The organism is Prevotellamassilia timonensis, assembly GCF_900106785.1.
GTDB classification, from domain to species: domain Bacteria; phylum Bacteroidota; class Bacteroidia; order Bacteroidales; family Bacteroidaceae; genus Alloprevotella; species Alloprevotella timonensis.
On record NZ_LT629841.1, the window covers coordinates 38802 to 65650 of the forward strand.

General features: G+C 54.4%; 20 protein-coding genes. 4 read left to right on the top strand and 16 right to left on the bottom strand.

The window, feature by feature from the left end; genetic code table 11:
- Positions 1-105: 105 nt before the first annotated feature.
- The 3 genes from BQ5453_RS02095 to BQ5453_RS02105 all read right to left on the bottom strand — a co-directional run bounded on the left by BQ5453_RS02095 (position 106) and on the right by BQ5453_RS02105 (position 3390).
- Entirely contained in the window at positions 106-1053 is a 948-nt protein-coding gene (locus tag BQ5453_RS02095; protein WP_071121947.1) for a glycosyltransferase family 2 protein, read from the bottom strand.
- A gap of 132 nt (positions 1054-1185) precedes the next feature.
- A complete protein-coding gene (locus BQ5453_RS02100; RefSeq protein ID WP_394365333.1) occupies positions 1186-1596 on the bottom strand; it encodes a GtrA family protein in 411 nt (136 codons plus the stop codon).
- A 48-nt stretch (positions 1597-1644) separates the two neighbouring features.
- Positions 1645-3390: an ArnT family glycosyltransferase gene (locus tag BQ5453_RS02105; RefSeq protein WP_071121948.1), complete on the bottom strand. Its 1746-nt coding sequence runs from the start codon at positions 3388-3390 to the stop codon at positions 1645-1647.
- A 289-nt stretch (positions 3391-3679) separates the two neighbouring features.
- Between BQ5453_RS02105 and BQ5453_RS02110 the strand changes: the two genes are divergently transcribed.
- The 4 genes from BQ5453_RS02110 to BQ5453_RS02125 all read left to right on the top strand — a co-directional run bounded on the left by BQ5453_RS02110 (position 3680) and on the right by BQ5453_RS02125 (position 8100).
- Positions 3680-5443, top strand: a complete 1764-nt coding sequence (locus BQ5453_RS02110; RefSeq protein ID WP_071121949.1) for a 1-deoxy-D-xylulose-5-phosphate synthase — start codon at positions 3680-3682, stop codon at positions 5441-5443.
- 139 nt (positions 5444-5582) lie between these two features.
- Positions 5583-6473 (top strand): helix-turn-helix domain-containing protein, encoded by an 891-nt coding sequence (locus tag BQ5453_RS02115; RefSeq protein WP_071121950.1) that lies wholly within the window; start codon positions 5583-5585, stop codon positions 6471-6473.
- Between the two features lie 8 nt (positions 6474-6481).
- The gene (locus BQ5453_RS02120) at positions 6482-7333 is read left to right on the top strand and encodes a carboxymuconolactone decarboxylase family protein (RefSeq protein WP_394365334.1); all 852 of its coding nucleotides are present in this window, start codon (positions 6482-6484) and stop codon (positions 7331-7333) included.
- 230 nt (positions 7334-7563) lie between these two features.
- Positions 7564-8100, top strand: coding sequence for a flavodoxin family protein (locus BQ5453_RS02125; protein WP_071121951.1), 537 nt, complete (start codon positions 7564-7566; stop codon positions 8098-8100).
- Positions 8101-9014: 914 nt separating this feature from the next.
- On the opposite strand, the gene BQ5453_RS02130 is transcribed toward BQ5453_RS02125, so the two are convergent.
- The 13 genes from BQ5453_RS02130 to BQ5453_RS02190 all read right to left on the bottom strand — a co-directional run bounded on the left by BQ5453_RS02130 (position 9015) and on the right by BQ5453_RS02190 (position 26846).
- A complete protein-coding gene (locus BQ5453_RS02130) occupies positions 9015-10574 on the bottom strand; it encodes a YifB family Mg chelatase-like AAA ATPase (protein WP_071121952.1) in 1560 nt (519 codons plus the stop codon).
- A gap of 402 nt (positions 10575-10976) precedes the next feature.
- The gene (locus BQ5453_RS02135) at positions 10977-11969 is read right to left on the bottom strand and encodes a DUF4369 domain-containing protein (RefSeq protein WP_071121953.1); all 993 of its coding nucleotides are present in this window, start codon (positions 11967-11969) and stop codon (positions 10977-10979) included.
- Positions 11970-12128: 159 nt separating this feature from the next.
- On the bottom strand, positions 12129-13829 hold the full coding sequence (locus BQ5453_RS02140) for a TPR end-of-group domain-containing protein (RefSeq protein ID WP_071121954.1): 1701 nt from the start codon (positions 13827-13829) through the stop codon (positions 12129-12131).
- Positions 13830-13989: 160 nt separating this feature from the next.
- Entirely contained in the window at positions 13990-14826 is an 837-nt protein-coding gene (gene lgt, locus BQ5453_RS02145) for a prolipoprotein diacylglyceryl transferase (protein ID WP_071121955.1), read from the bottom strand.
- Positions 14827-14896: 70 nt separating this feature from the next.
- A complete protein-coding gene (gene ychF / locus BQ5453_RS02150; RefSeq protein ID WP_022101169.1) occupies positions 14897-16000 on the bottom strand; it encodes a redox-regulated ATPase YchF in 1104 nt (367 codons plus the stop codon).
- 881 nt (positions 16001-16881) lie between these two features.
- Positions 16882-17925: a transposase gene (locus BQ5453_RS02155; RefSeq protein ID WP_074027632.1), complete on the bottom strand. Its 1044-nt coding sequence runs from the start codon at positions 17923-17925 to the stop codon at positions 16882-16884.
- Positions 17926-17959: 34 nt separating this feature from the next.
- The gene (locus tag BQ5453_RS02160) at positions 17960-18337 is read right to left on the bottom strand and encodes an ISAon1 family transposase N-terminal region protein (protein WP_143033257.1); all 378 of its coding nucleotides are present in this window, start codon (positions 18335-18337) and stop codon (positions 17960-17962) included.
- A gap of 168 nt (positions 18338-18505) precedes the next feature.
- Positions 18506-19549, bottom strand: a complete 1044-nt coding sequence (locus tag BQ5453_RS02165; protein ID WP_074027632.1) for a transposase — start codon at positions 19547-19549, stop codon at positions 18506-18508.
- 34 nt (positions 19550-19583) lie between these two features.
- Complete coding sequence (locus tag BQ5453_RS02170) at positions 19584-19961, bottom strand: ISAon1 family transposase N-terminal region protein (protein WP_143033257.1); 378 nt, start codon at positions 19959-19961, stop codon at positions 19584-19586.
- A 485-nt stretch (positions 19962-20446) separates the two neighbouring features.
- Positions 20447-22930, bottom strand: a complete 2484-nt coding sequence (locus BQ5453_RS02175; RefSeq protein WP_071122081.1) for a glycoside hydrolase family 95 protein — start codon at positions 22928-22930, stop codon at positions 20447-20449.
- Between the two features lie 177 nt (positions 22931-23107).
- Entirely contained in the window at positions 23108-24121 is a 1014-nt protein-coding gene (gene queG, locus BQ5453_RS02180; RefSeq protein WP_071121956.1) for a tRNA epoxyqueuosine(34) reductase QueG, read from the bottom strand.
- Positions 24122-24126: 5 nt separating this feature from the next.
- Entirely contained in the window at positions 24127-25350 is a 1224-nt protein-coding gene (locus BQ5453_RS02185; protein ID WP_071121957.1) for a M16 family metallopeptidase, read from the bottom strand.
- A complete protein-coding gene (locus BQ5453_RS02190) occupies positions 25350-26846 on the bottom strand; it encodes an oligosaccharide flippase family protein (RefSeq protein WP_235860009.1) in 1497 nt (498 codons plus the stop codon). The genes BQ5453_RS02185 and BQ5453_RS02190 overlap by 1 nt, the downstream gene beginning before the upstream one ends.
- Positions 26847-26849 lie beyond the last annotated feature (3 nt).

Consider the following 26849-nt stretch of genomic DNA (forward strand, 5'->3'; position numbering starts at 1 on the left):
TTGGTAACTTGCTTGCAAGAGAGTATATAGGGTTAACAAGTTGACAGGTTGACAGGTTGACGGGTAAGTTAGTCAAACCTTTACGTTAACCCGTTAACCCGTCAACTAACTTAGTTCATGGCCAGCCGTCTTCTGTATAAAGTAGCGTGGGCGACGTTTCACCTCGGTGTATATCTTACCCACATATTCGCCTATGATGCCACAGGCCAGCAGTATGGCGCCGCCTATAAACCAGATGCTCACCAGCTGCGAGGTCCAGCCCGCTATGGTGCGGCCCTCAACGTACGACACAATGCCGTAAACAATGGCACATATCGAGATGAGCATAAACACGGCCCCCAGGTAAGTAATATACTGCAAGGGGCGCACCGAGAACGAGGTGATGCCATCGAGCGCAAAGCCAAGCATCTTGGTCAGCGGATACTTCGATTCACCGGCAAAGCGCTCTGCACGATCGTAATAAACCGATGCGGTGTTGAACCCCAACTGTGCCACCATGCCGCGCAAAAAGAGGTTGCGCTCCGGGTAAGCCATCAAGGCTTGCAGGGCACGTCGGCTCATGAGTCTGAAATCGGCATGGTTGTACACCACCTCGCTTCCCATCACGCGCATCAGGCGGTAGAAACTCTGTGCCGTGGTACGCTTAAACCACGTGTCGGTCTTGCGTTCGCGCCTTACACCATACACCACATCGGCGCCGTGCAGCCACAGCTCCACCATTTGCGGTATGGCCTCCACATCGTCCTGCAGATCGGCGTCAATGCTTATGGCAGCATCGCTGTGTGCCGCGGCCCATTCAAGGCCCGCCCACAATGCCTGCTGGTGTCCCACGTTGTGGGCCAGACACAAGCCGCCCACGTGTTGGTCGGCCTGAGCCAGTTCTCCTACAATCTGCCAAGTGCGGTCGGCACTCCCATCGTTGACGTACATGATGCGCCCGTGGTCTATCAGCGCCTTGGCCTCCATGCGTTTTATCACATCGGTGAGCCGCGCATTGGTTTCGTGCAGAACAGCTTCCTCATTGTAACAGGGTACTATTATCGAAAGGGTCATATTTAGCAGTTTTTGGGGTAATGGGGAGATTGGGGTAACGGGGTAACGGATTAACAAGTAAGTATGCTCTACGCTACTTATTATGTTAAAGTAAGACGGGCAAGATACTTAAGAGCTTGACAAACTTACCCGTTAACTTGTCAACCCGTCAACCTGTGTCCTATTGTTCTTAAACACCACCTTCACCAGTATAAAGTTTACCGGCACGGCCACGGCAAACACCGGCAGCGGTGCCAGAGCCGGTGGCACGCCAAGCCACAAAAACAGGTTGAGCAGCACCATGTGCAACACATAGTTCACGCCATGCGCTCCCCCCATGCCCACAAGGCGGCGCCACGAGGGTGCAGTGCGGAAGGTGAAACGTGCCGTCAAATAAAAGTTGGCCAGAAAGCTCAACACATAGCCTATGGTGTAGGCCACATCTATCTGTATGGCGCAGCGCAACAACAGGTATATGCCGTAGTGCAGCGCCGTGGCAAATATGCCTACCAGCACAAAGCGAAAGGCTTGGGCGGCTGTATGCTTATGATTTTGCATGGACATCATTACTTACGAATAGGCCAGTGTGCAATGAGCGCACAAGGGAGTGGGTCAGAGATGGCCCGGAAGCGTTTCAAAACGATAGAGTTTCAGCATCTTGTGGTCGTCGCAACTGCGATGGTCAAAGTCCTGCACAAGCTGCACTTTATACAGCCCTGCATATTGCTGCTTAAAAGTCTCTATCTCGTCATTGCCCACCACCAGCAGTCCGCTGCACGGCATGGGCTTTGAGGCTTCGATGGGAGCTATGCGGTCGCCAAGGTAAAAGTTCAGCGTAAACGGGTGCATCGGGTTGCCCGGTGTCACATCGGTGCGATACGAATATATGGTGCCCGTGGGGGCCATGCGCGCTATGTAGTCGGCCTGCGGCTTGTCGCTCTTGGTGTTGAGCACAATGGGCTGGTAGGCGCCATCAAGCCCAAAGTATAGGGCAAACACCAATATCACCACACTGGTCAGCGGCAGCATGCGGCGGTGACGCATAAATATGGCCACACCTATGAGCGGCATCATCACGGTTACAAGCAGCATGGGGGTGTATGGCGTGTGTTGCAAGGCGGTGAGCATGGCCACATTTTGGGGGCCGCCATGTCCGCCCGCCACAAGTTCGGTGGGCACAAGGCCAAGCCTGATGGCCCAGAAGGCCAATGTGAGCACCAAGGCCACTGCCGTCAGCACCCACCCAAAGGCATCGAGCACACGGCGGTGGTTGTGGCGCAGCCACAGCAAATACTCGGCCATGTAGTAGGCCACAAACGGATATACGGGCAGCAAGTACACACTGCGCTTGCTCTTGGGTATGCAGTAGAACACAAATATTATCACCGCACTGAGCAGGGCAAACAGCCGGGCATCGTCCATACCCTTTACCCACGCCTTGAGCCGTGTCCACCATTGGGCAGGGCTTCCGAGCCAGGGCTTGAGCTTGCGCCACGGCAACACGGGCAGCGACATGAGCATGAGCAATGTGTAGGGCACAAAGCCGGTCACGAGGGTCAGCACATTGTAGTGCCACGGGTTGACATGGCTCTCGTAGGTCATGCGACCGAGCAGACGCAGCACATTCTCCTCATACACAAGGTGCAGAAAGCGGTCGCCGCCCTCGCGCCAGGCGGCCACATACCAGGCTGCCGGCAGCACCTGGGCCAACACGCCCACCAGGGCCATGCGCCACGTTACACGCCAAAAGCCATGCCCCCTGAGCCACGCAAACACGGCCACTACCACACAGGGCAGCCCCATTCCTACGGGGCCTTTGCTCAGAAAGGCCGCACTCAAGCACAGCACGCCCCACAGCGGAATGCCTTTCATGCCGCGCTCCACCCATATATACAAGGTGTAGAGCGACAGCACCATCATGCAGGTGAGCACCATGTCTACGCGGCAGGCCACTGCCGCACGGTGCACCTCAAAGCTGCCCAGCGTCACAACGGCCATCAGCATGGCCACTGCCGTGCCTTGGCGCTGCTGAAAGAACCTGAAGCCGGCCAGCACCATCACCGTGGCGGCTATGGCCGACGGCATGCGTGCCGTGTACTCGGTCACATGGCCTATGGGCAGCGAGCAGAGTGCCACAAGCCAGTGAAAGAAGGGGGGCTTGTAGGCCATGTCCACACCATTGTTGATGGGTAGCACCCAGTTGCCCTCCTTCAGCATCGACAGGGCCACAACGGCCTCGCGCGGTTCGCCGCGGGTGTTGAACAGGGTGTCGCCTAAAAACAAAAACAGGGTTATCACGCACAGGGCGGCCAGGGGCCACACATAATGCTGCGGTTTGCTGGGCAATAGCGATTGCATGATGCTTGATTTGAGGTTGCTATATTATTTCTTACATATTCTGGCAGCCGCCACAACACGGGGCTACCAATTTGCAAACTTACACAAAAAAGGCCGAGTAGTAACATTGTGCCGCGTGTTTTGTTTGGAGCAACTGCCACTTTTTACCATAAGCACGCTCTTGCTCGCCCAACAAACGGCTAAAGTTGTATTTGTGGTAAAATCTTCCGTATTAAAGGTATTGCCACAATATCCATAGTATAAGTATCTTTGCAACACGAATACAAACCCATCAAACTTTACCGCAACCATGTATATCGAAAAGATCAAATCACCAGCCGACTTGAAAGGGCTGGACATCAAAGCACTGCAAATTGTGGCCGACGAAACGCGCAATGCCGTGCTCAACCGCGTGAGCCAACATGGTGGACACGTGGGGCCTAACCTTGGTTTTGTCGAGGCCACCGTGGCGCTGCACTATGTGTTCGACGCGCCTAAGGACAAACTGGTGTTCGACGTGAGCCACCAGTGTTACCCGCACAAGGTGCTCACCGGACGCGCCGCAGGTTTTATGGGCAGCATCAACGACATGAACGCCATTTCGGGCTACTCATCTCCCGCCGAATGCCCGGAGTACGACAACTTTGAGGTGGGACACACCTCTACTTCTATCAGTCTGGCCACCGGACTGCAGAAGGCGCGCGACATCAAGGGCACCGACGAGAACATCATTGCCATCATTGGCGACGGCTCGCTCTCGGGCGGCGAGGCTTTTGAGGGACTTGACGAGGCTTCAGAGCTGGGCACGGGCATCATCATTGTGGTGAACGACAACGAGATGTCGATTGCCGAGAACCACGGCGGCATCTACAAAAATCTGCGGGCGCTGCGCGAGAGCAACGGCACCTATGCGCACAACTGGTTCAAGGCATGGGGCTTTGAATACAAATACCTGGAGGAGGGCAACGACATTGAAAAGCTTATCAAGGTGTTTGAAAGTGTGAAGGGCACCGACAAACCTACCGTGGTGCACATTCACACCGAAAAGGGACATGGCTTTGCACCCGCCGTGGCCAACAAGGAGGCATGGCACTGGTGCTTGCCCTTCAACCGTCTGGACGGTAGCCGCCCACCCAAACCGGCTGTCGAAACCTACGAGGAACTGTTCAGCGACTGGATGCTGAACGAAATGAAGCACGACCCCACACTCATTGCCGTTACAGCCGGCACACCTGCGGCTGCGGGCTTCACTCCCGAGAAACGCAAACTGGCGGGCAAGCAACACATCGACATGGGCATTGCCGAGGAGCAGGCAGCGGCCATGATTTCGGGCATGGCCAAGGGCGGACTGCACCCCGTGTGGACGGTGTACAGCACTTTCATACAACGCACCTACGACCAAATAGCACAGGACATTTGCATCAACGCCAACCCGGCCGTTATCAACGTGGTAGGCGGCGGTGTCAACTCCATGAATGACATCACGCACATCTGCTTGTTCGACATTCCCATGCTGTGCAGCATTCCGGGCCTCATCTATCTGGCTCCAACCAACTGCGAGGAGTACTTTGCCATGCTGCGCTGGGCCATTGCGCAGGACAAAATGCCCATTGCGCTGCGCGTGCCTACCAACGGGGTGCACCATGCCACCGCCCCCGTCGACACAGAATATGGCTACGAGCCAAACTACAAGGTGATGCACCGCGGCAGCAGGGTGGCTATCATTGCCGCTGGTTCGTTCTACCAGAAGGGTGAGCGTGTGGCACGTCTGTTGGCCGACAAGGGTATCGACGCCACGCTTATCAACCCGCGATACCTGCACGCTGTAGATGCCGACACGCTCAACGGCCTCAAGGCTGACCACCAGCTTGTTGTCACGCTCGAGGACGGTTGCAAGGACGGTGGTTTTGGTGAGCGCATTGCCTCGTTCTACGGCACTTCGAGCATGAGGGTGCTCGTGGGCGGCATCAAAAAGGGGCTTTACGACCGCTTCGACGCCAACGAGCTGCTGGCCGACAACCGCCTGCTCGACGAACAAATTGTGGAGGACGTTATGGAGGGGTTAGAGGGTTAGGAGGTTAGAGGGTTATAAGGGTTAGGGGGTTAGAGGGTTAAAAGATTACCATTGCTTGCTCAACACGCAGAGGTTACTTTATAACCTTATAACCCCATAACCTCAGAACCCCATAACCCCATCACAAACAACACAAGCCATGCACGAAATAACATTCAACACTGTTCAAGACTTCAACGACTATTACGGGTTGCCCACACGCCACCCTTTAGTGAGTGTTGTACGCTGCGACAAAACGCATAAAATTGAGGAGTCGGTATTTCACTACGCACTCTATGCCCTCTTCCTTAAAGAGAACAAAGGGTGCAAATTGTCATACGGCCGCACGCCCTACGACTTTGACGAAATGACGGTGACGAGTTTTGCACCCGGCCAGTCAATACACGTAGAACCCAATCCCGAGGTGGAAGTGCCCAAATGGACGGCCATAGTGTTCCACCCCGACTTACTCAACCGTACACAACTGGGGCGTAACATCAGCCGTTACGAGTTCTTTGACTACACGTCGAACGAAGCCCTGCACCTGTCGGCGGCAGAAATAAACATATTCCGAGGCGTGCTCAACATGATTAACCAAGAGCTGCAACGCAGCATCGACAAGCACTCGCGCGAGCTTATTGTGAGCAACATCGAACTGCTGCTCAACTACTGTCTGCGCTTTTACGACCGGCAGTTCATCACACGCGAGGAAATTAACCACGCCACCGTCAAGAAGTTTATTAACCTGCTCGACCACTACATGACCGACCAAGCCCACCTGCAAGGTTTGCCTACCGTGGCTTACTTTGCCGACCAATGTTGCTACTCGCCAAAGTACTTTGGCGAGCTGGTCAAGACCGAAACGGGGCGCACGGCCAAGGACTTTATTAACGATCGCCTGCTGCGCGCCGCCATGCAACTGCTCTCCGACGACACCCTGAGCATTGCACAAGTGAGCCACCAACTTGGCTTTGAATATCCGCAACATTTTGTGCGTTTCTTCAAGACCAAAACAGGCAAAACACCCAGCGAATACCGCAAAACAGCATGACACGCTTTATTAAAAAGACAGGATTGCTCATCATCATGGCAATCACTACCACACACATCATGGCACAAAAAAAGATTGTACAAACAGCCGGACGCACCCAACTGGGCGAGTTCGCACCCGAATTTGCACACCTCAACGACGACATACTCTTTGGCGAGGTGTGGAGCCGCAACGACTTGCTTTCGCTGCGTGACCGCAGTTTGGTCACCATCACATCGCTCATCAGCCAGGGCATCACCGACAGCTCGCTCAAGTATCACTTGCAGTCCGCCAAAAACAATGGCATCACCCGCACCGAAATAGCCGAGGCCATCACCCACATGGCCTTTTACGCCGGCTGGCCCAAAGCTTGGGCTGCCTTTAACCTGGCCAAGGAGGTGTGGACCGACAATGACGCTGACACTACTGCTCACACCGACAGCGTTAACGAACCACTATCCTTCCCCGTTGGCAGTCCCAACACGGCCTACGCCCAATACTTTACGGGCAACAGCCATCTGGCTGCCCTCACACCCAAAAACATTGAGCAAGGCGAACAAACCGTACTACCCATGAGCAACGTGACCTTTGAACCGGGCTGCCGCAACAACTGGCACATTCACCACGGCGCACGCCAAATTCTTATTTGTGTGTCTGGCAAGGGTTGGTACCAGGAGTGGGGCAAGCCGGCCATCGCGCTTGAGGCGGGCGACGTGATTGACATTCCCGAGGGCGTGAAGCACTGGCACGGTGCTCAAAAGCACTCGTGGTTCCAACACATTGCCACCCACGTGGCTGTAGAGAACTCACAACCTGGCTCTGCTCCCAACGAATGGCTCGAACCTGTGACGGACGAGGAATATAACAAACTGCCAGAATAAGGCGCAAACGCCCACTCATTAACTCACATATGGGTGGTTCTAATAATTCTGAAATAGGGATTTGTACGCTATCGGAAGTGTATTTTTGAAAGTTCGTGAGGGAGCATAGCGGGCTATGTGACCGAACAAACTTTCAAAAAGACACTTTCGAGAGCGTGCAAATCACATTTCAGAATAGCAGAACTCTACAACAGAATTTTTAGAACCACCCATATAAACTTAGGACAAGAATGAAAAAAGTAATAGTCATATCAACCAGCCTGCGCATGGGGTCAAACAGCGACATGCTGGCCAACCAATTTGCCGAAGGTGCCCGCACTGCCGGGCACGAGGTAACAAAAATTACACTTGCGGACAAGGACATTGCCTTTTGCCGAGGCTGTCTGGCCTGCCAAAAGCTTGGTCGCTGCGTTATCAACGACGATGCCAATGCCATCATGCAGCAAGTGCTTGAGGCCGACGTGGTGTGCTGGGCCACCCCCATCTACTACTACGAGATGAGCGGACAAATGAAGGTGCTGATTGACCGCATGAACGCCATGTTCGCTCTCGACTACAAATTTCGCGATGTTTACTTGCTCACCACGGCGGCCGAGGACGGCCCCGAAGTGCCGCAACGCGCCGAGGCGGGACTGACGGGCTGGACTGACTGCTACCCCAAGTGCCAGCTGGCAGGCACGCTGTTCTGCAGTGGGGTTGGAGGACCGCGCACCATCGAGGGCAACCCCAAACTGCACGAAGCCTACAACATGGGGCTGGCGGTGTAATAAGTTAGTAAGCGGGTGTTCATATCTACTAACTTTGAAAACCTGTTTATACTCACAATTACTGCTTCTATATAACAAAGTTCAAATGCTCTTTTGTTATTATATCAACTTGTTTGCCATTCTGGCAAAGGAAACTGACTGGTAAAACGTTAACATTCGAACGGACGCAAGCACTAAACGCAAGCACCAAACGCAAGCACAAAACGCTACCTCTAATGGGGGCGACGCGTCTCGCGTCGGGATTGAAGGCAAAGGCTCACAGACAGGCATGTAATTCGTGCTGTCTGTGAGCCTTTATTTAGTGCATGAACATTGCATTTTACCGCGTCTCGAGACTGCTGAAAAAACCGACGCGGGACGCGTCGCCCCCATTAGTGCTTGCGTTTTCTATCAGATTGACAGGTTAAGAAGCAAATTTGAAGCCATGTAAAGGACTGTTGTGTCAGGGCATTGCGCTCTAATGGGGGCGACGCGTCTCGCATCAGGATTGAAGGCAAAGGCTCACAGACAGGCGTGTAATTCGTGCTGTCTGTGAGCCTTTATTTAGTGCATGAACATTGCATTTTACCGCGTCTCGAGGCTGCTGAAAAAAACCGACGCGGGACGCGTCGCCCCCATTAGTGCTTGCGTTTTCTATCAGATTTACAGGTTAAAAAGCAAATTTGAAGCCATGTAAAGGACTGTTGTGTCAGGGCATTGCGCTCTAATGGGGGCGACGCGTCCCGCGTCGGAATTAAGAAAAAGGCTCACAGACAGGCATGTAATTAATGCTGTCTGTGAGCCTTTATTTAGTGCATGAACATTGCATTTTACCGCATCTCGAGGCTGCCGAAAAAACCGACGCGGGACGCGTCGCCCCCATTAGAGGTAGCGTTTTGTGCTTGCGTTTCAGAGACAACTGCGCGACCGTCCTTTCACTCGCCCCACCCTGCCCTGTCGAGGTTGCGGTAGCCAATGGCCTCCTTAATGTGCTCCGAACGTATGTCGGGCGAGGCGGCAAGGTCGGCTATGGTGCGCGCCACCTTGAGAATGCGGTCGTAGGCGCGGGCCGAAAGGTCGAGCCGCTTCATGGCACGCGACAGGGTGGCCGATGCCTCATCGTCGAGGCGGGCATGGCGCTCGAGCATGCTGCGCGACATTTGGGCATTGCAGTGCACACCAGGCTCATCCTTGTAACGCTCGGTTTGTATGGCACGGGCGGCTACCACGCGCTGCCGTATGTCGGCACTCGACTCGCCCTTGGGCGCATGGGCCAGCTCGCTCACCGACACGGGGGCCACCTCTATTTGTATGTCGATACGGTCGAGCAGCGGACCCGATATTTTGCTCATGTAGCGCTGCACCTGTGCGGGCGAGCAGGTGCAGGCATGGTGCGGGTCGTTGTAGTAGCCGCACGGACAGGGGTTCATCGAGGCCACGAGCATGAAGGAGCACGGAAGGGTTGAGGTGTACTTGGCACGCGATATGGTTATCTGGCGGTCTTCAAGCGGCTGGCGCAGCGTTTCGAGTGCGGTGCGCGAAAACTCGGGCAGCTCGTCGAGGAACAGCACGCCGTTGTGTGCCAAACTTATCTCGCCGGGCTTGTAGGTGCTGCCACCGCCAATGAGGGCCACGTCGGATATGGTGTGATGGGGCGCACGGAAGGGGCGGCGGGCTATGAGTGAGGTGGTGACGCCCAACTTGCCGGCTATGGAGTGAATTTGCGTGGTTTCAAGGCTCTCCGAAAGCGTGAGCTGGGGCAGAATTGAGGGCACGCGCTTGGCCATCATACTCTTGCCACAACCGGGGGCGCCTATCAGTATGATGTTGTGACCGCCCGCCGCAGCCACCTCGAAGGCACGTTTTACGGTGTCCTGGCCCTTGACATCGGCAAAGTCGTCGCCCATGGTGGCTTGGGCGGCATAGAACTCCTCACGCGTGTTGACAATGGTGGGCTGCAGGGTTAACTTGCCTTGCAGAAAGGCTACCACCTGCAGCAAACTTTCAACGCCATACACCTTGAGCTTGTTGACCACCGCGGCTTCGCGCTCGTTTTCCTTTGGCACAAACAGGGCTTCGAAACCTTGCTCGCGGGCCTTGATGGCTATGGACAAGGCACCCTTGACGGGGCGCACCGAACCATCGAGGCCGAGCTCGCCCACAAACACGTAGCGGCCGAGTTTGTCGGACGGCAGGCGGCCTAACGAGGCCAGCATGCCTATGGCCAAGGGCAGGTCGTAGCCCGAACCTTCCTTGCGCACATCGGCGGGGGCAAAGTTGATGGTGTACTTCTCGCGCAAAGGCAGCTGGAAACCACTGTTTTGCAAGGCGCTCTCAACGCGCAGTTTGCTCTCGCGCACGGCATTGTCGGGAAGCCCCACCATAAAGAATATGGTGCGGTCCTCTTGCGAATGTATCTCGTTGGCATTGACCTCTAAAAACACGGGCATGGCGGCCATGCCATTGACGGCTGAGGTGTGTATGGTGGTTAACATGCTTACTGATGGGTTGACGGGGTGAGTGGGTTAACGGGCATATATTGTTATGAAGTTTCGGATTTAACAAGGGCGGGCTGAAAGCCCAATGGAACACACAGCCCAGGGCAAGCGAAGCGACACCCTGGGGTTCCCGCATGGTAGAGTCTCCGCGCCCTGTAAGGGCAAAAGCTTTAACCCTTTATGTTGTTATCCCTGCTTGACAGCTGATTTAGCGGTCTTAAAGCGGAACATCGTATATATATTTTTTCAATACCTGCGCCAGGTCTTAAAGCTTTTGCCCTTACAGGGCGCGACTGCTCCGACACACGATACCCAGGGTGCCGCTTCGCTTGCCCTGGGCTGTGTGCTCCATTGGGCTTTCAGCCCGCCCTTGCTAAATCCGAAACTTGAGTGTGCTATTTACAATTGCGCGTCGTCTACCTTGGTTACATCGCGCTGTATGATGCGGCCTTGCTCGTCGACGAGCATGAGCGAGGGCACATAGTGCAGACCGAGCTGCTTGACAAGGGGCGACTCAAAGGCTTGGCGGTCGCAAATGATGGGGCACTGTATGGAGTCGGCCTGCAGATTGGCGCGCATCATTTCGCGGTCGACATCAAGCGACACCACCAGGCACTGCCACTTGCCGCCAAGGGTGCGCAATTTGCGACGCAGCTGCACGAGCATGGGGCGGCTGTCGCTCTGCCAACTGCCCACACAAGCTATGACGAGGCGCTTGCCGCGATAGGCCGAAGCACTGACTTTGCGGCCGTCAATGGCCTCGGCAGTAAAGTCGGGCAGTTGCTGCCCAAGGCCGTTCTGGAAGATGGGACGGAAAAAGTTGTCGACATAGGTCACGGCACGCTCCTTGGGCTGTGCCTTTTTCAACACATCAAGCAGTTTGAGCGCCATGGCGGCATCGGGGTTTTGCTGGTTGGCAAAGTATTTGCGGAACACGGCCACAGCAGCCAGTGTGTTGGCATTCTCACGCACAAATTGTGCTGCGGCCAGTTTCTGCATGTTGGCAGGATCGTTGCTGTGCTTGGTGCGGAAGTCGCTCAGCAGTTCGTTTTGCTCGGTGCCGGTTATCTGCGACTCACCAATTTTGGAGGCATCGCCTTTCATCTTGACAGTATGGCCTGGCTCGGCCACAATATAGGTCTGCGTAAAGTTGGGGTAGAGCAGCGTGAGCACTGCGGGGGCCGACAACTTGCGCTCGTAGGTAAACTTGCCGTCGGAGATGCGTATGGTGTCGATACCGTCGAATGCGCCGTCCTCGCTGTACACGTAGAACTCGGCATCGTTTACGCCACTGAGGGTGCCTTCGATGCGCACGCGGTCCTTGGCGGGGCCACAGGCTGCAAGGAGCAGCAGGGCCACGACTGGTAACAGAAGGGTGTATAGCTTGTTCATGTCTATTGCGTGTTAGGTATTGCGTTGTGATGTGAGTTTCGTTCTTCTTAAAACGATACAGCCCCTCGTCCTGTGCCGCCTGTGGGCGTGCGTTCAGGTTGAGGGGCTGCAACTATGATTGTACGTATGTCAAAGTGTGCATGTCGATGCAGCACCTGGTTACTTTACCAAGCTCTGGAAGGTAGCGTCGTTGAACAAGGTGGCGAACTCCAAGTCCTTGGCAGCGCGCTGTTTGAGAGAGCTGTCCTTGGCAAAGGCGTCCTTCAGGTTGCTCAACACGCTGCTATCCTGTCCGCTGCGTGCTGCCACAATGGCTTTGAGGTAGCTTGTGGTGGCATCGGGACGTGCTACCTTGGCAAGTGTTTTGCTGGCTTCGGCATAATCCTTGTTGAGCAGCTGGGCCAGGGCGGCAGAGTTTGAATTTACACCTTTCAAGCACTGTGCAGCCTGTGCATAGTTGCCTGCTGCTACCTGCAAATTGCCAAGCACCTCGTTGTAGTTAGGCGATGCGGTGGCCTTCATCAAGTAGTCCTTAGCCTCAGCGCTCTTGCCCTCGGCCAGGGCTACCAATGCCTTGTTGGCATTAACCTCGGCCGACTTGCCGTCGATGGCCTCAGCCTTGTCAAGATAGCTCTTTGCGGTGGCGAGGTCGCCCTGCTGGTAGGCTAACACGGCCAGGTTGTTGTAGGCACGATAGTCGTTGGGGTATTGCTTGGTGGCAGTGGTGTAGATGTCTTTCTGCTCGCTGGCGTTCTCGGTGAGTGTGGCGCCATAGAGCAACTCCTCAACTGAGAGTTTGGTGGCGTCGTCCTTGTACTGTGCCTGTATCTCGTCATCGGAACGGCCAATGATGTTGTAGTTGATGGTCATGCGGGCACGGCGCAACTCGGGCAGAATTTCGTCGGCAAGCTCCTTAAATCCGGCCGAGAGGTTGCGGATTTGCTTCTCGCGCTCCTCGGGGTCCTGATACATAGAGAGCACACGCAGTATCACGTCCTTGTCCTGTATGTTTGACTGGCTTACCAACTCTTGGAAGCCTTCCCAGTCCTCGGCAGTGTACTTTGAGTCGACATCGGCATCAAGCTTGGCGCTCTTGAGCTGCTTGTTGACGTAGCCCTTTGAGGTTTTCTCGCGCTTTTGTGCCAAAGCGGTGTTCACCTTCATGCCGCCATCGGGTGAGGCATAAGCCGACACTTCGATGTTGTCGAGCATGTAGCCCTTTTGGTCGGCCTTGATGTCGCGCAGTGTCTTGACAAAGTCCTTCACCGAGGTGCTCTTGATTTCGCTGTTGCGGATATTGGCCTGGTTGATAAGGTACTTTATTTGAGCCTGCTTTGTCTGCTTGATAGCATATTGGTACTTGTCGGCAGCAATCTGCGGCGTAGTTGAAGCGGCTGTGCTGCTAATGAGTGCCGATGTGGCGAGCACGCCGTCGGCTACCTTTACATCGGGTATCTTTACGTCCTTCTTGCCCACTTTGGCCTTGAAGGTGAGGTAAAGCTCGCTCTGCTGCATGGCAGGCACGTAGTCGAAACTGTTGCGCATGGTGTAGTTGCCGCCCAGCTTGTACGATATTTCGGTGTCGTTGCCCTGCACCTTTTCGCCCTGGTAGGTGGCAGCCTGTCCGTCGGCAAAATCAGAACCATAGCGTAATACGGGGAGTACGGTTACTACGGCCTTCTTTTTCATATACTTCTCGGGGAAGCGGCCATTGATTACTACGGGCACCTTGCCACCCACGGCCTCCATGGGTGAAGGGGTTACGGTAAAGTTGTCGGCAGTGAGTTTACCCAAACCGCCGCATGAGGTCAGCACCAATGTGCCGGCCAACGCTAATGATACATAGAGTTTGCTTTGCATGATATTTGCGTATGATTGTTGTTTTATCTTAGTATATAAAGTGCGATTGCGCTACAAATATAAGGTTTTTACGGGCATTATGCGTTATTGGCACGCCTATTTTTAGACATTATTCAGCATATTTCCCCTCCAAATGGGTGCTTTGGGGCATTTTGTGCGCTTATTTCTCGGCAAAACGCTTGCACCATTTGCCTCCGCACATGCAGTAAATGCCAATGAGCACAAAGGGTATGCTGAGCAGCTGGCCTTGGTCGAGACCTATGCTGTGCTGCATGGCCAGTTCCCATGGCTCTTGCACCTCTTTCAAGAATTCTACCGCAAAGCGGAACACGAATATGGTGGTGAGGCAATAGCCAAAGTAGAAGCCGGAACCTACGCGCTGCGGACGCTTGAAATAGATGAGCACGCCGACGACAAACAGCACCAAGTAGGCTATGGCCTCGTACAGCTGGGCGGGATAGCGCGGCATGGTTTCGTGCAGTTGCACAAACACAAAGCCCATGTCGGAGCCTGTGTACTTGCCCACAATTTCGGAGTTCATAAGATTGCCCAGGCGTATGAAACAGGCGCAGATGGGGGTGGCTATGGCTATGTTGTCGAGCACACGCATAAGGTTTACCTTGGTGCGGCGCACATACAGCCACAGGGCTATCATGAGGCCGAATGTGCCACCATGCGAGGCAAGGCCGGCATAGCCGGTAAACTTCCAACTGCCGTCGGCCATCTTGTGCATGGGCAGCAGCATTTCGAGCGGGTGGCTCAGAAAGTAGCCTGGCTCGTAAAGCAGGCAATGGCCCAGGCGGGCACCGGCCAGTATGCCTATGAAGCAGTATAGAAAGAGGGGGTCGAACTTTTCCTGTGGTATGCCCTGGCGCTTGTAGAGTTTGTACACTACAACATAGGCCAGCGCCAAACCTATGCACCAGCACAGCGAATACCAGCGCACCTCGATGGGACCTAAACTAAAGGCCACGATTGACGGATTCCAAATGGTCATAATGAAAAAAGGCGTGCCAAGGAGGGCGCATTGACAGCACCTCTCGTTGGCACACCATCACTTTGTGGGGTTATACATTAAAGCGGAAGTGCATGATGTCGCCGTCCTGCACCTCGTATTCCTTGCCCTCGACGTGGAGCAAGCCGGCCTCGCGCACAGCACTTTCTGAGCCAAGGCGGATATAGTCGTCGTACTTGATGACTTCGGCACGGATAAAGCCCTTTTCAAAGTCGGTGTGTATGACACCGGCGCACTGCGGGGCTTTCCAACCCTTGTGGAAGGTCCATGCCTTGACTTCCATCTCGCCGGCCGTGATGAATGTCTGCAAGTTGAGCATGTGATATGCGGCCTTGATAAGGCGGTTGCAGCCACTCTCTTCAAGCCCTACATCTTGCAGGAACATCTGGCGCTCCTCGTAGGTTTCGAGTTCGGCTATGTCGGCCTCGGTTTGTGCGGCAAGCACCAGCACCTCCGCGCCTTCTTCCTTCACGGCCTCGCGCACCTCGTCTACATAGTGGTTGCCTGTGGCAGCCGAGCCTTCGTCGACGTTGCACACGTAGAGCACGGGCTTTGAAGTGAGCAGGAACAAGCCTTTGGCAGCTTTCTGCTCCTCGAGGGTTTCAAACTCCACGCTGCGTGCACTTTTGCCCTCCTCAAGGGCAGCCTTGTAGGCCAGCAGCACGTCGTACTCTACTTTGGCATTCTTGTCACCGCCCACCTTGGCTATCTTCTCCACGCGCTTGATGCGGTTCTCCACCGTCTCAAGGTCCTTGAGTTGCAGCTCGGTGTCGATAATCTCCTTGTCGCGCACGGGGTCTACGCTGCCGTCCACGTGCACCACGTTGCCATCGTCAAAGCAGCGCAGCACATGTATGATGGCGTCCGTTTCGCGGATATTGCCCAAGAACTGGTTGCCGAGGCCCTCACCCTTTGAGGCGCCCTTTACCAGACCGGCGATGTCTACTATCTCGACCGTGGTGGGCACGATGCGGCCCGGGTGTACGAGTTCGGCCAGTTTGGTCAGACGCTCGTCGGGCACGGTTATTACGCCCACATTAGGTTCTATGGTGCAGAAGGGGAAGTTGGCAGATTGTGCCTTGGCATTACTCAGGCAGTTGAACAGGGTTGACTTGCCCACGTTGGGCAGACCCACGATGCCGCATTGTAAACTCATTTATGCTATTGTTTGTTTCGTTATTATTTCTGACGGCAAAGTTACTATTTATTTACGACAAAAGCAGCATTTTCTGACTTCGTCAATACATCTCCCAAACAAAATGACGCAGCTCACAGATTTTCAATATGCGCCATTCAACGGCGCAGAAAGTGACGAAGTCCGGATATTGCGGTGTTTCTTTGTTTGTGAGTTATATTCTCCGCGTTAGCGACTCGCTACGGCGTCAGTCCTTATGTTCCTTAGGCCACCCGGACGTTAGTCCGTGGCCAACCGTGCAGCGGTCTTTTGTGTATCTTATGTAAACTTATAAGTGTACAACTTGTACACAAATATTTGCTACCCTCCCCGTCTGCCTACATATAAAAGGATGTGTGTGCTTTTACTGCCATCTTACACTTTTTATGCGTAACAAGTTGATACACAGATATTTCAAGAGTGTAAGATGATTTCAAAATATCTTACACACCCCTGCACACATCTTACACACCCCTCCCCTCTGTCGCACAGCCGATTCGGACGTATGCGGCGGATAATACGCCACAGGGACGTAGAAAAGTCTGTCGGAGCAACAGACTTTTCTGCTCCCCTATGTCGTGATACCTTCCTCCCGTGCTTGTGCCGTGTGACAGCGTGTGCGGTGTGTAGGTTGCGTGTAGGTGGAATTTGCAGCATCTTACACTAAGTAAAGCATTGATAGTCAACGAGTTGTAGCGTATTAGTGTAAGATGTAAGATGCACGATAAGTAAAGCTTTTGTAGTATGGTAAAGGTATCGTTACCATCAAATGCAAGCACTAAATGCAAGCACAAAACGCTTGCACTAAACACAAGCACAAAACGGCGCACCCGACAAACCCTGTGGAGTAGGCCGTGCAGATGCTAACCCAAAACTGTTGCTAAACGATACATGAAGAATGGTATGTCTATGACTCCTTTTACTTGTGCACGAAAGCATTTGATCTTTGAGTTCAACGATTCAGCTGAAGCGTTAGTCTTACGTCCGTCAAAGTAGTTCAGGATTTCATCCTCATAGAATCTGATGGTATCGCGTACGGACTTGATTTCACGCAGAGTGCAGGAAGCCACTTTCTCATACCACCCCTTGAAATTCTGTTTGGCAGTCTCCTTTGTGAGTTTCTTGTTTCTGAATATGGCTCTAAGGGAGTTGATCAGATTGTATGCTTCTTCAAGTTTTGGGTAGAGTGCGAAAAGTATCTTCGCACGCTTTTTCTGCGTTGCGCTCCACTTCTCTCGGCTCATGGACAATTGCTTGCGACATCGTGTCTGTGCCTCTACAAGAGTCTCGCCATTTTCAAGCCTTTTGGGTTCAAAGCGAGTGTTCAGCCTCATAGGCTTTCTTCCGCGCTTGCTCTTCTTCCAGTTCTTCCCATGCCTTTTCCTCATTCGCTCGCGGTAAGCCTTTCTCTGCGCTGCCAGATTTTCGAGGTATTTGCGAAACTCTGCCTTCTGTCTGTTCGCCTCCTTTACGGCTTTTCGTTTCAGGCGCAGGCGTATCTCTTCGCAGCCCTCTCCACCGCGTTTTACGACATGGAAGCAGTCACGTATGACTGTGGCTTTAGGGAATGCCTCTCGGGCTATGACACGCATGCAATCTGAGAGATCCATCGTGATATTCTCAACCATTTCACGCTTATCTGCAGGTAGTTGCATGAGAACCTTCAGTACGTCAGCAGGATTCGTTCCCTTGACTACTGCTATGATTGCACCCTTGCGACCATGGGCATCCTTGTTGTGAACGATAGTGTACAGTTCGCCCTGGAGGGAGGTCTCGTCTATGCCTTGCTCCTTACCTACGTTTTGCGGAATAAGAATCCACTTGGATGCGTGATCCTTCTGCTCCCACGTCTCGAAGTTACTCAGGGCGTCCTTGTATCTTTTGGCAAACGTGGAGCTGTTAATCATGTACGTATAACCAATCTGACGAGCGGTTATCGTCTCAGAGTCCATTCGCCCTCTTTAAAAAAAGCGCGAAGTCCTTCGCGTATCGAGTGCCCTTATGCTTCAGTTCAAACTCCTTGTCAAGGTCAACACTTCTTGTTGTGCCATCCGGCATTGTCCAACGCCTTCTTCGTATGTGAAGTACCGCCTTCTTGTCTCGGGCTGGATAGTCAAGTAAACATGATTCTTCCCCAAAACCATTGCTCACGGAATCCTTCATGTCTGGTGTGCGATTGTCGCGCTCATCCAGATAGATGTGAAGCTCTGTTGTGTAAAGAACATCCTTGTCCAGAGTACGCTGTGTTGCAAAGTCTGTCACCTCGAAATATTTAAGAACTCCTTCGGGGAGGAAATATGAGGCGAGGCCCTCATACATATTTTTATTGCCATTCTGATTCATAGTGCAAAGGTACTACTTTTGGGCAATCATGTATCGTTTGGCAACTCAGTTTTTGGGTTAGCATCTGCACAGCCCTCCACAGGGTTTGTCGGGTGCGCCNNNNTGGCGCACCCGACAAACCCTGTGGAGTAGGCCGTGCAGATGCTAACCCAAAACTGTTGCTAAACGATACATGAAGAATGGTATGTCTATGACTCCTTTTACTTGTGCACGAAAGCATTTGATCTTTGAGTTCAACGATTCAGCTGAAGCGTTAGTCTTACGTCCGTCAAAGTAGTTCAGGATTTCATCCTCATAGAATCTGATGGTATCGCGTACGGACTTGATTTCACGCAGAGTGCAGGAAGCCACTTTCTCATACCACCCCTTGAAATTCTGTTTGGCAGTCTCCTTTGTGAGTTTCTTGTTTCTGAATATGGCTCTAAGGGAGTTGATCAGATTGTATGCTTCTTCAAGTTTTGGGTAGAGTGCGAAAAGTATCTTCGCACGCTTTTTCTGCGTTGCGCTCCACTTCTCTCGGCTCATGGACAATTGCTTGCGACATCGTGTCTGTGCCTCTACAAGAGTCTCGCCATTTTCAAGCCTTTTGGGTTCAAAGCGAGTGTTCAGCCTCATAGGCTTTCTTCCGCGCTTGCTCTTCTTCCAGTTCTTCCCATGCCTTTTCCTCATTCGCTCGCGGTAAGCCTTTCTCTGCGCTGCCAGATTTTCGAGGTATTTGCGAAACTCTGCCTTCTGTCTGTTCGCCTCCTTTACGGCTTTTCGTTTCAGGCGCAGGCGTATCTCTTCGCAGCCCTCTCCACCGCGTTTTACGACATGGAAGCAGTCACGTATGACTGTGGCTTTAGGGAATGCCTCTCGGGCTATGACACGCATGCAATCTGAGAGATCCATCGTGATATTCTCAACCATTTCACGCTTATCTGCAGGTAGTTGCATGAGAACCTTCAGTACGTCAGCAGGATTCGTTCCCTTGACTACTGCTATGATTGCACCCTTGCGACCATGGGCATCCTTGTTGTGAACGATAGTGTACAGTTCGCCCTGGAGGGAGGTCTCGTCTATGCCTTGCTCCTTACCTACGTTTTGCGGAATAAGAATCCACTTGGATGCGTGATCCTTCTGCTCCCACGTCTCGAAGTTACTCAGGGCGTCCTTGTATCTTTTGGCAAACGTGGAGCTGTTAATCATGTACGTATAACCAATCTGACGAGCGGTTATCGTCTCAGAGTCCATTCGCCCTCTTTAAAAAAAGCGCGAAGTCCTTCGCGTATCGAGTGCCCTTATGCTTCAGTTCAAACTCCTTGTCAAGGTCAACACTTCTTGTTGTGCCATCCGGCATTGTCCAACGCCTTCTTCGTATGTGAAGTACCGCCTTCTTGTCTCGGGCTGGATAGTCAAGTAAACATGATTCTTCCCCAAAACCATTGCTCACGGAATCCTTCATGTCTGGTGTGCGATTGTCGCGCTCATCCAGATAGATGTGAAGCTCTGTTGTGTAAAGAACATCCTTGTCCAGAGTACGCTGTGTTGCAAAGTCTGTCACCTCGAAATATTTAAGAACTCCTTCGGGGAGGAAATATGAGGCGAGGCCCTCATACATATTTTTATTGCCATTCTGATTCATAGTGCAAAGGTACTACTTTTGGGCAATCATGTATCGTTTGGCAACTCAGTTTTTGGGTTAGCATCTGCACAGCCCTCCACAGGGTTTGTCGGGTGCGCCCACAAAACGCTACCACTAAACGCAAGCACTAATGGGGGCGACGCGTCCCGCGTCGGGCATTAAGGCAAAGGCCAATATACCAAATAAAGGCTCACAGACAGCACTAATTACATGCCTGCCTGTGAACCTTTGCCTTGATGCCCGACGCGGGACGCGTCGCCCCCATTAGTGCTTGCGTTTAGTGGTAGCGTTTTGTGCTTGCGTTTAGAGGTTGCATTTAGTACTTGCATTTAGTGCTTGCGTTTAGTGGTAGCGTTTTTTTTGCAGACTTTGTTAATACGTCACCCTATCAAATGACGTAACTCATTAATTTTCAATGCGCGCTATTCCACGACACAAAAAGTGATGAAGTCAGGCAACCCTTAGCGCCACGCCAACTTGCCCTGGCTCAGGGTGATGGTGTAGCTGCGGCCCTTGTGTGTGGGCAGGTCGAGCGTGTGGCTGCCGTAACGCAGGTGGCACATGCCGCCCGAACCCGAGGTGATAACAGCTTGCTTGAGCTGGCCTCCCGCCCATGACAGGCTCACGCCAAAGTTGCCACGGGCACGCAGTCCGCTGATGCTGCCCTCAGGCCACGCGTCGGGCAGCGAGGGCAACAGATCGAGACAACCGGCATGGCTCTGCAGCAGCATTTCGGTTACGCCGGCCGTGCCGCCAAAGTTGCCGTCTATCTGGAAGGGTGGATGAATGTCCCACAAATTGTCGGCCGTACCATTCTTCAGCAGGTTACCGTATAGTATATATGAGTGGTTGCCATCGTGCAAACGCGCCCATTGGTTGAGTTTCCAACCCATGCTCCAACCGGTTGCACCGTCGCCGCGGTGTTCGAGCACCACACGTGCGGCGTTGGCCAGTGCGGGTGTGGTGAGCGGCGATATGGTGTGCCCCGGGTGCAGACCAAACAGGTGGTTTACGTGTCGGTGCTCATCGTTGGGGTCGTCAATGTCGCGGCTCCACTCCATCAGTTGGCCGTAGCGTCCTATTTTGTAGGGCGCGAGGTGTTGCAGTATCTTTTGCCAGCGGGCCACATCGGCCTGGTCGGTGCCAAGCACATTGGCAGCTGCTATGCAGTCCTCCAATATCTCGCGTATCACGGCATGGGTAAAGGTGGTGCCCTCGTCTATCGGTCCGTGCTCGGGCGAGGTAGAGGGTGCGGCCGTCAGGGTGTCGGTGCCGGGCTTTTGCCACAGAAAGTCCTCGCAGAAGAGGGCGCAGCCCTTCATCAACGGGTAAGCAGTGCGACGCAAAAACTTGGCATCGCGTGTGTAGTCATAATAGTCCCACAGGTGTGTGGCGAGCCACGATGCAGCCATCGGGTTGTAGTTCCACGACATGTCAGCTCCCTCGAGCGGCGCTGTAAAGCCGAAGATGTTGGCCGAGATGCCGGCTGCCCAGCCCCTTGCGCCCCAGTAGGCCCGGGCTGTGCGTTCACCGGGTTTTTCGAGCAGACGTATGAATTTGGTGAGTGGTTCGGTGCATTCTGTCAGATTGGTGGGCAGCGCCGGCCAATAGTTCATTTGCAAATTGATGTTGTTGTGATAGTCCACGCGCCATGGGCCGTCCACATTGTTGTGCCACATGCCCTGCAAGTTGGCAGGCAGGTTGCCGGGACGCGACGACGCAATGAGCAAATAGCGGCCATACTGGTAGTAGAGCGTTTCGAGCTGCGGGTCGGCCACGCCCTTTCGGTAGTCGGCCAGGCGCTCATTGGTGGGCTTGTGCCGCTGGGCGTCAGTGCCTTCAGCCAGCGTAAAGTGCACGCGGTTGAAGAGCGAGGCGTAGTCCTTGTAATGTTCGGCGAACAACTTGTCGTAACCACGTTTCACGGCTTTGGACATCCACCTCTCGGTAGTTTGCACGGGATTTACGCCCACATAGGCCTTTGCATCGCCAAAGTCGGGATTGTAGTTGGGCGCATAGTCGGTGTCGGCCGTGAGGTATATTACAGCCTCATCGGCACCATCAACTACCAGTTGGCCGTTGTTGTAATGCGTGGTACCGTTTTTAGTCACCACTTTGATGCGCACCACATACTGCATTTGGTTGTTGTCAAGACGTGCCACGTAGCACATCTGCCCGTTTTGGCCGTCGCCAGTGAAATGTCCCTCACTCACGGGGTTGGGAGCGTAATTCAGCACAAAATGCTGTTGGCCGGGCTTGTCGGCCGTGAGGCGCACCACCATCACGTTGGCGGGATACGACACAAAGGTTTGTCGCTTGTAGCTCACCCCGTTGGCTGCGGTAAAGCTCACCGTGGCATAAGCCGAGTCAACCGACAGGGCACGCCGGTAGTGGCTGATGCCCTGCTCGCTGATATTTGTGGCAAACGTCAGTTCGCCCATGGTGGTAAAGGAGCCAAAGCGGAACTGTGGCTCGCCTGTGGCCTCGTAGGGCACGGTGCTGTTAAAGTTTTGGGTGGTGAGTTGTGCGGCCTTGTCCCAGTCGCCGTCGGCAAATGCCTGCCGTATGTCCTTGAGCACATGTGCCGACTGTTTGTTCTGGTTCCAATAGTCGGCAGCGCCCTTGGCCGTGTTGGGACCGCCGCGCCACAGTGTCTTTTCATTCAGCGTGTAGCGCTCTGTGGCCACACTGCCCATCACATTGCAGCCTATGCTGCCATTGCCCAGGGGCAGTGAGCGGTACTCCCACTCGTGGTCGGAGTTTACTGCCGAGTCGCCGGCACGCACGGGTTTGTTGGCCTTGTTATACTTTTCGGGGTGGCCGCCCCACCAGCACTGCTGGCCCTTGAGCGAGGTGGGCTGGTCGAACCACACCACATTGTGCTGCGCCTGCAGGTGTACCGATCCGGCCACGAGGAGCAATGATGTAAGTAAGGGTAAACGCATAAGGTTCAGGGTTAATGATAGATGATTGGTGCCCCAACGCGGCTTGTCATAGGCTGGCGCTGCATTCAATGTGCGCGGCCGTGCCATGTGGTTGGGGGGAAAGATTGTTTGAAATATGTGTCTGTACGATAAGAAATATGTGTCTGTACAATAAATAATCTGCGGGCGCCGGGCGACTCATAGGTTGTCGAGCGGCTCAAAGTTTTCGAGCGCTGCGGCTATATTACGCTTCACACCCTCAAATTTTGCCCGTTTCACCGCACTTTTCTTGAACAGCGCGCGGTATTGCTCGGGGGTGAGTTCGGCCCATTGTGCAGGTGTCATGTCGAGCAAGGCCTGCCGCGGCTGGAGCTGCGCTATGGTGGTGGGCTGCGCAAAACGGCGGTTCCACGGACAAGCCTCGGCACAGCGGTCGCAACCGTAAAAGCAGTGCTGCATGGCGTGCCGTGCCTCGGCGGGAATGTTGCCGCGCTGCTCAATGGTGAGGTACGACAGGCAGCGGCGGGCATCGAGTGTGCCGTCACCGCGCAAGGCGTGCATGGGACAAGCATCGAGGCAACTGCGGCACGTGCCGCAACGGTTTTGGCCCTTTTCATCGTAGGCATCGACCGGCTGTGTCAGCACCAGCTCGCCCAGAAAGTAGTAGCTGCCCATGCCGGGCATGACGAGCTGTGAGTTGCGTCCACGCCACCCAAGGCCGCACTGTTCGGCCCAATACTTTTCGTCTATCGGGGCGGTGTCGACAAAAGCGCGCCCGTCCTTGCCCTCGGTCAGACCCAAACGCTGCATCATGCCGCGCAGCATCTGCTTCACTACCTCGTGGTAGTCGGTGCCGTAGGCATAGCGCGACAAGCGGAGGGCGTTGCGACGATGAAATCGGGCTTTTTCGGCATTTCCGGCCTGCCCGCAGTGCGCTGCATCGGCCTCAGCGCCGGCCTCTGCCTCCCAATTGCCCGGATAATAGTTGGCAGCCACACTCACCACCGTCTGCGCCCCCTCAACAAGGCGGCGCGGGTCGAGCTTCAGCTCCACATGGTTGGCCAGATACGCCATGTCGCCATGACAGCCCTCGGCCAGCCACTGCCGCAACTCGTGCTCGCGTGCAGCCGACACCCGTGTGGCACGTGCCACGCCACAAGCGGCAAAGCCCTCGGCCAAAGCGGCCTGTTTGATTAACTGCAACTGGAGCATGGGCGTTACAAATATATGAGTGTGGTGAGGCGGTCGGGGGCATACACCTCGGCGGCCACGCGCTGCACTTCGTCGGCGGTTACGGCATTGATGGCACTTACTATGCGCTCGATGTCGCGGTGCAGCCCATAGTGCGCAAAGGTTTTGCCAAGGGCCAGGGCATGTCCTTCCGAGGCATCGGTCGATATGCCGACCTGTCCGCACAACTGTTTTTTGGCCGCTGCAAGCTGTGCTGCAGTGAGCGGTTTGTCGATGAAACGGCACAATTCGCGCTCGAGCAAGCGGCGGCAGCGCTTCACATCGTGGGTGTCGCAGCCAAAGTACACGTTCCAAAATCCGGTGTCGGGATAGGTATTGAGATATGAATCGACACTGTAAACAAGGCCAGCCTTCTCGCGCAAGGACAAGTTCAGACGCGAGTTCATGCCCGGCCCGCCCAACATGTTGTTGAGTATGATAAGGGCAAAGCGTCTGGGGTCGGTGCCGGCATAGGCAGGCCCGCCCACCAGCACGTGGGCCTGGTGGGTGCCCTTGTCCACCACGCGCTCGGCGGGTGGCGCAAAACTGACGGTTTGAGCGCTGTTTTGCACGCTTTCACCGCAAGTGGCGGCGGGCAGCAGCTTGTTGAGCGTACGCACAATCTGACTGAAGGGCACATCGCCATACACATAGAAGGCGGCATTGTCGGGCCGGTAGTGGGCACGGGCAAAGCGGCACGCGTCGGCCGTGGTGTACTGGCGCAGGCGCTCGGCCGAACCCAGTATGTCGCGGCCAAGGGGCTGCCCGGCATACATCATCGACTCGAACTCGTCGAAGATGAGCTCGGCGGGCGAGTCCTTGTAGCTGTCTATCTCGTCGCATATCACCTCCACCTCCTTGTCTATCTCGCTCTGCGGGTAGGTGCTGTGAAACACGATGTCGGTAAGCAGGTCGGCGGCACGTGCAAAGTCCTGCTTCAGCACAGTGGCATAATACACCGTCTCCTGCTTGGTAGTATAAGCATTAAGGTCGCCGCCCACGCGCTCCAATCCGTTGGTTATGTGACAGGCGCGGCGCCGCGTGGTGCCCTTAAACGACATGTGCTCTATAAAGTGTGCCATGCCGCTGTCGGCCCCAGCCTCGTGGCGCGTGCCGGCACACACCACATAGCCGCAGTAGAGCACGGCCGACGGGCGGTGTTCATATATCACCCGCAGTCCGCAGGGCAGAGTTGTTTGGTTGTGTGCCATTATCGCTTAAAGTATTTGCCCACCACGGGCAGGTTTGACAACGGAAAGTCGTAGTGCACCGTATGTGCCACAAACAGCACAATGCAGCCGGTGTTGACCAACAGGCGCAGCCACATTTGCGGCACATAAGCCTCCGACAGCTGCATCACTACAAAGAACAGCAACGCGATGGCCACATACACACCGATGCTCTTGAGCGGATAGTTGATAGGATAGTAGCGCTGCCCCACAACATAGCTGAGTAGCATGGCGGTGCCATAACCGGCAAAACCGGCCCATGCGCAAGCCATGTAGCCATACTGCGGCACGAATATCACATTGACGGCTATGAGCACGGCGCAACCTATGCCCGAGAACCACGCGCCCCAGATGGTGCGGTCGGTAAGTTTGTACCAAAACGACAGGTTGAAGTACACGCCCATCAGTATTTCGGCGGCCATCACAATGGGCACCACGCGCAGTCCGGGCCAATAATCGCGCCCGATGATGTGGCGCAGCACATCGATGTAGCCCACCACCACAAGGAAGGCGAGCAGGGTGAATATAAGGAAATACTTCATGGCCGAGGCGTACACCTGCCGGCTGTCTTTGTCCTTGGCCTTGCCAAACACAAAGGGCTCGTAGGCGTAGCGGAAGGCTTGGGTTATCATGGCCATGATCATGGCTATCTTCGACGCGGCGCCATAGATGCCCAACTGGGCGTGAGCGTCGTTACCTTTATATATATAGGGGAAGAGTATCTTGTCGGCCGTTTGGTTGAGTATGCCAGCAATGCCCAGCACCAATATAGGCCAGCTGTACGACATCATGCGCCCCACAAGGCGCTTGGTTTCGGCCCAACTGGCAAAACCACTGCCAAAGCCTTCCTTGAGCTCCTTGTAAAAGCAGAAGGTGATGCTGGCGGTGCAGGCCAGATTGATGTAGAAGGCATAACCCACGTCGTGGCCATTGAGCACCACATAGTAGCCCACGTTGAGGGCGATGTTGAGCACGATGAACAGCAGTTTGAGGGCTGCAAACTTGAGCGGGCGTTTCTTGTAACGCAAGTAGGCAAAGGGTATGCACTGAAAGGCATCGATGGCCACGGTTACAAACATGGTCCACACATAGGCCGGGTGGTCGGCATAGCCCATGGCCGCACTCAGCGGGTGAATAAAGGCAAACACCAGGGCCACAAACAGCAGCGAGGTGCAGCCCACCATGGCAAGGGTGGTGGCATATACCCTGCGGGGGTCCTCACACTCCTTGTTCACGAAACGGAAAAAGGTAGTTTCCATGCCATACGTCAGTATAACCAGCAGCAGGGCCGTGTAGGCATACAGATTGGTTATGACGCCATAGCCGCCACTGGCGGCACTGATTTGGGCCGTGTAGAGCGGCACAAGCAAATAGTTGAGGAAACGTCCCACTATGCTCGACATGCCATAGATGGCGGTGTCCTTGGCAAGGCCCTTCATTCCGCCGGCCTTGCCCTGTGTAGTATGATTGTCTGACATAAA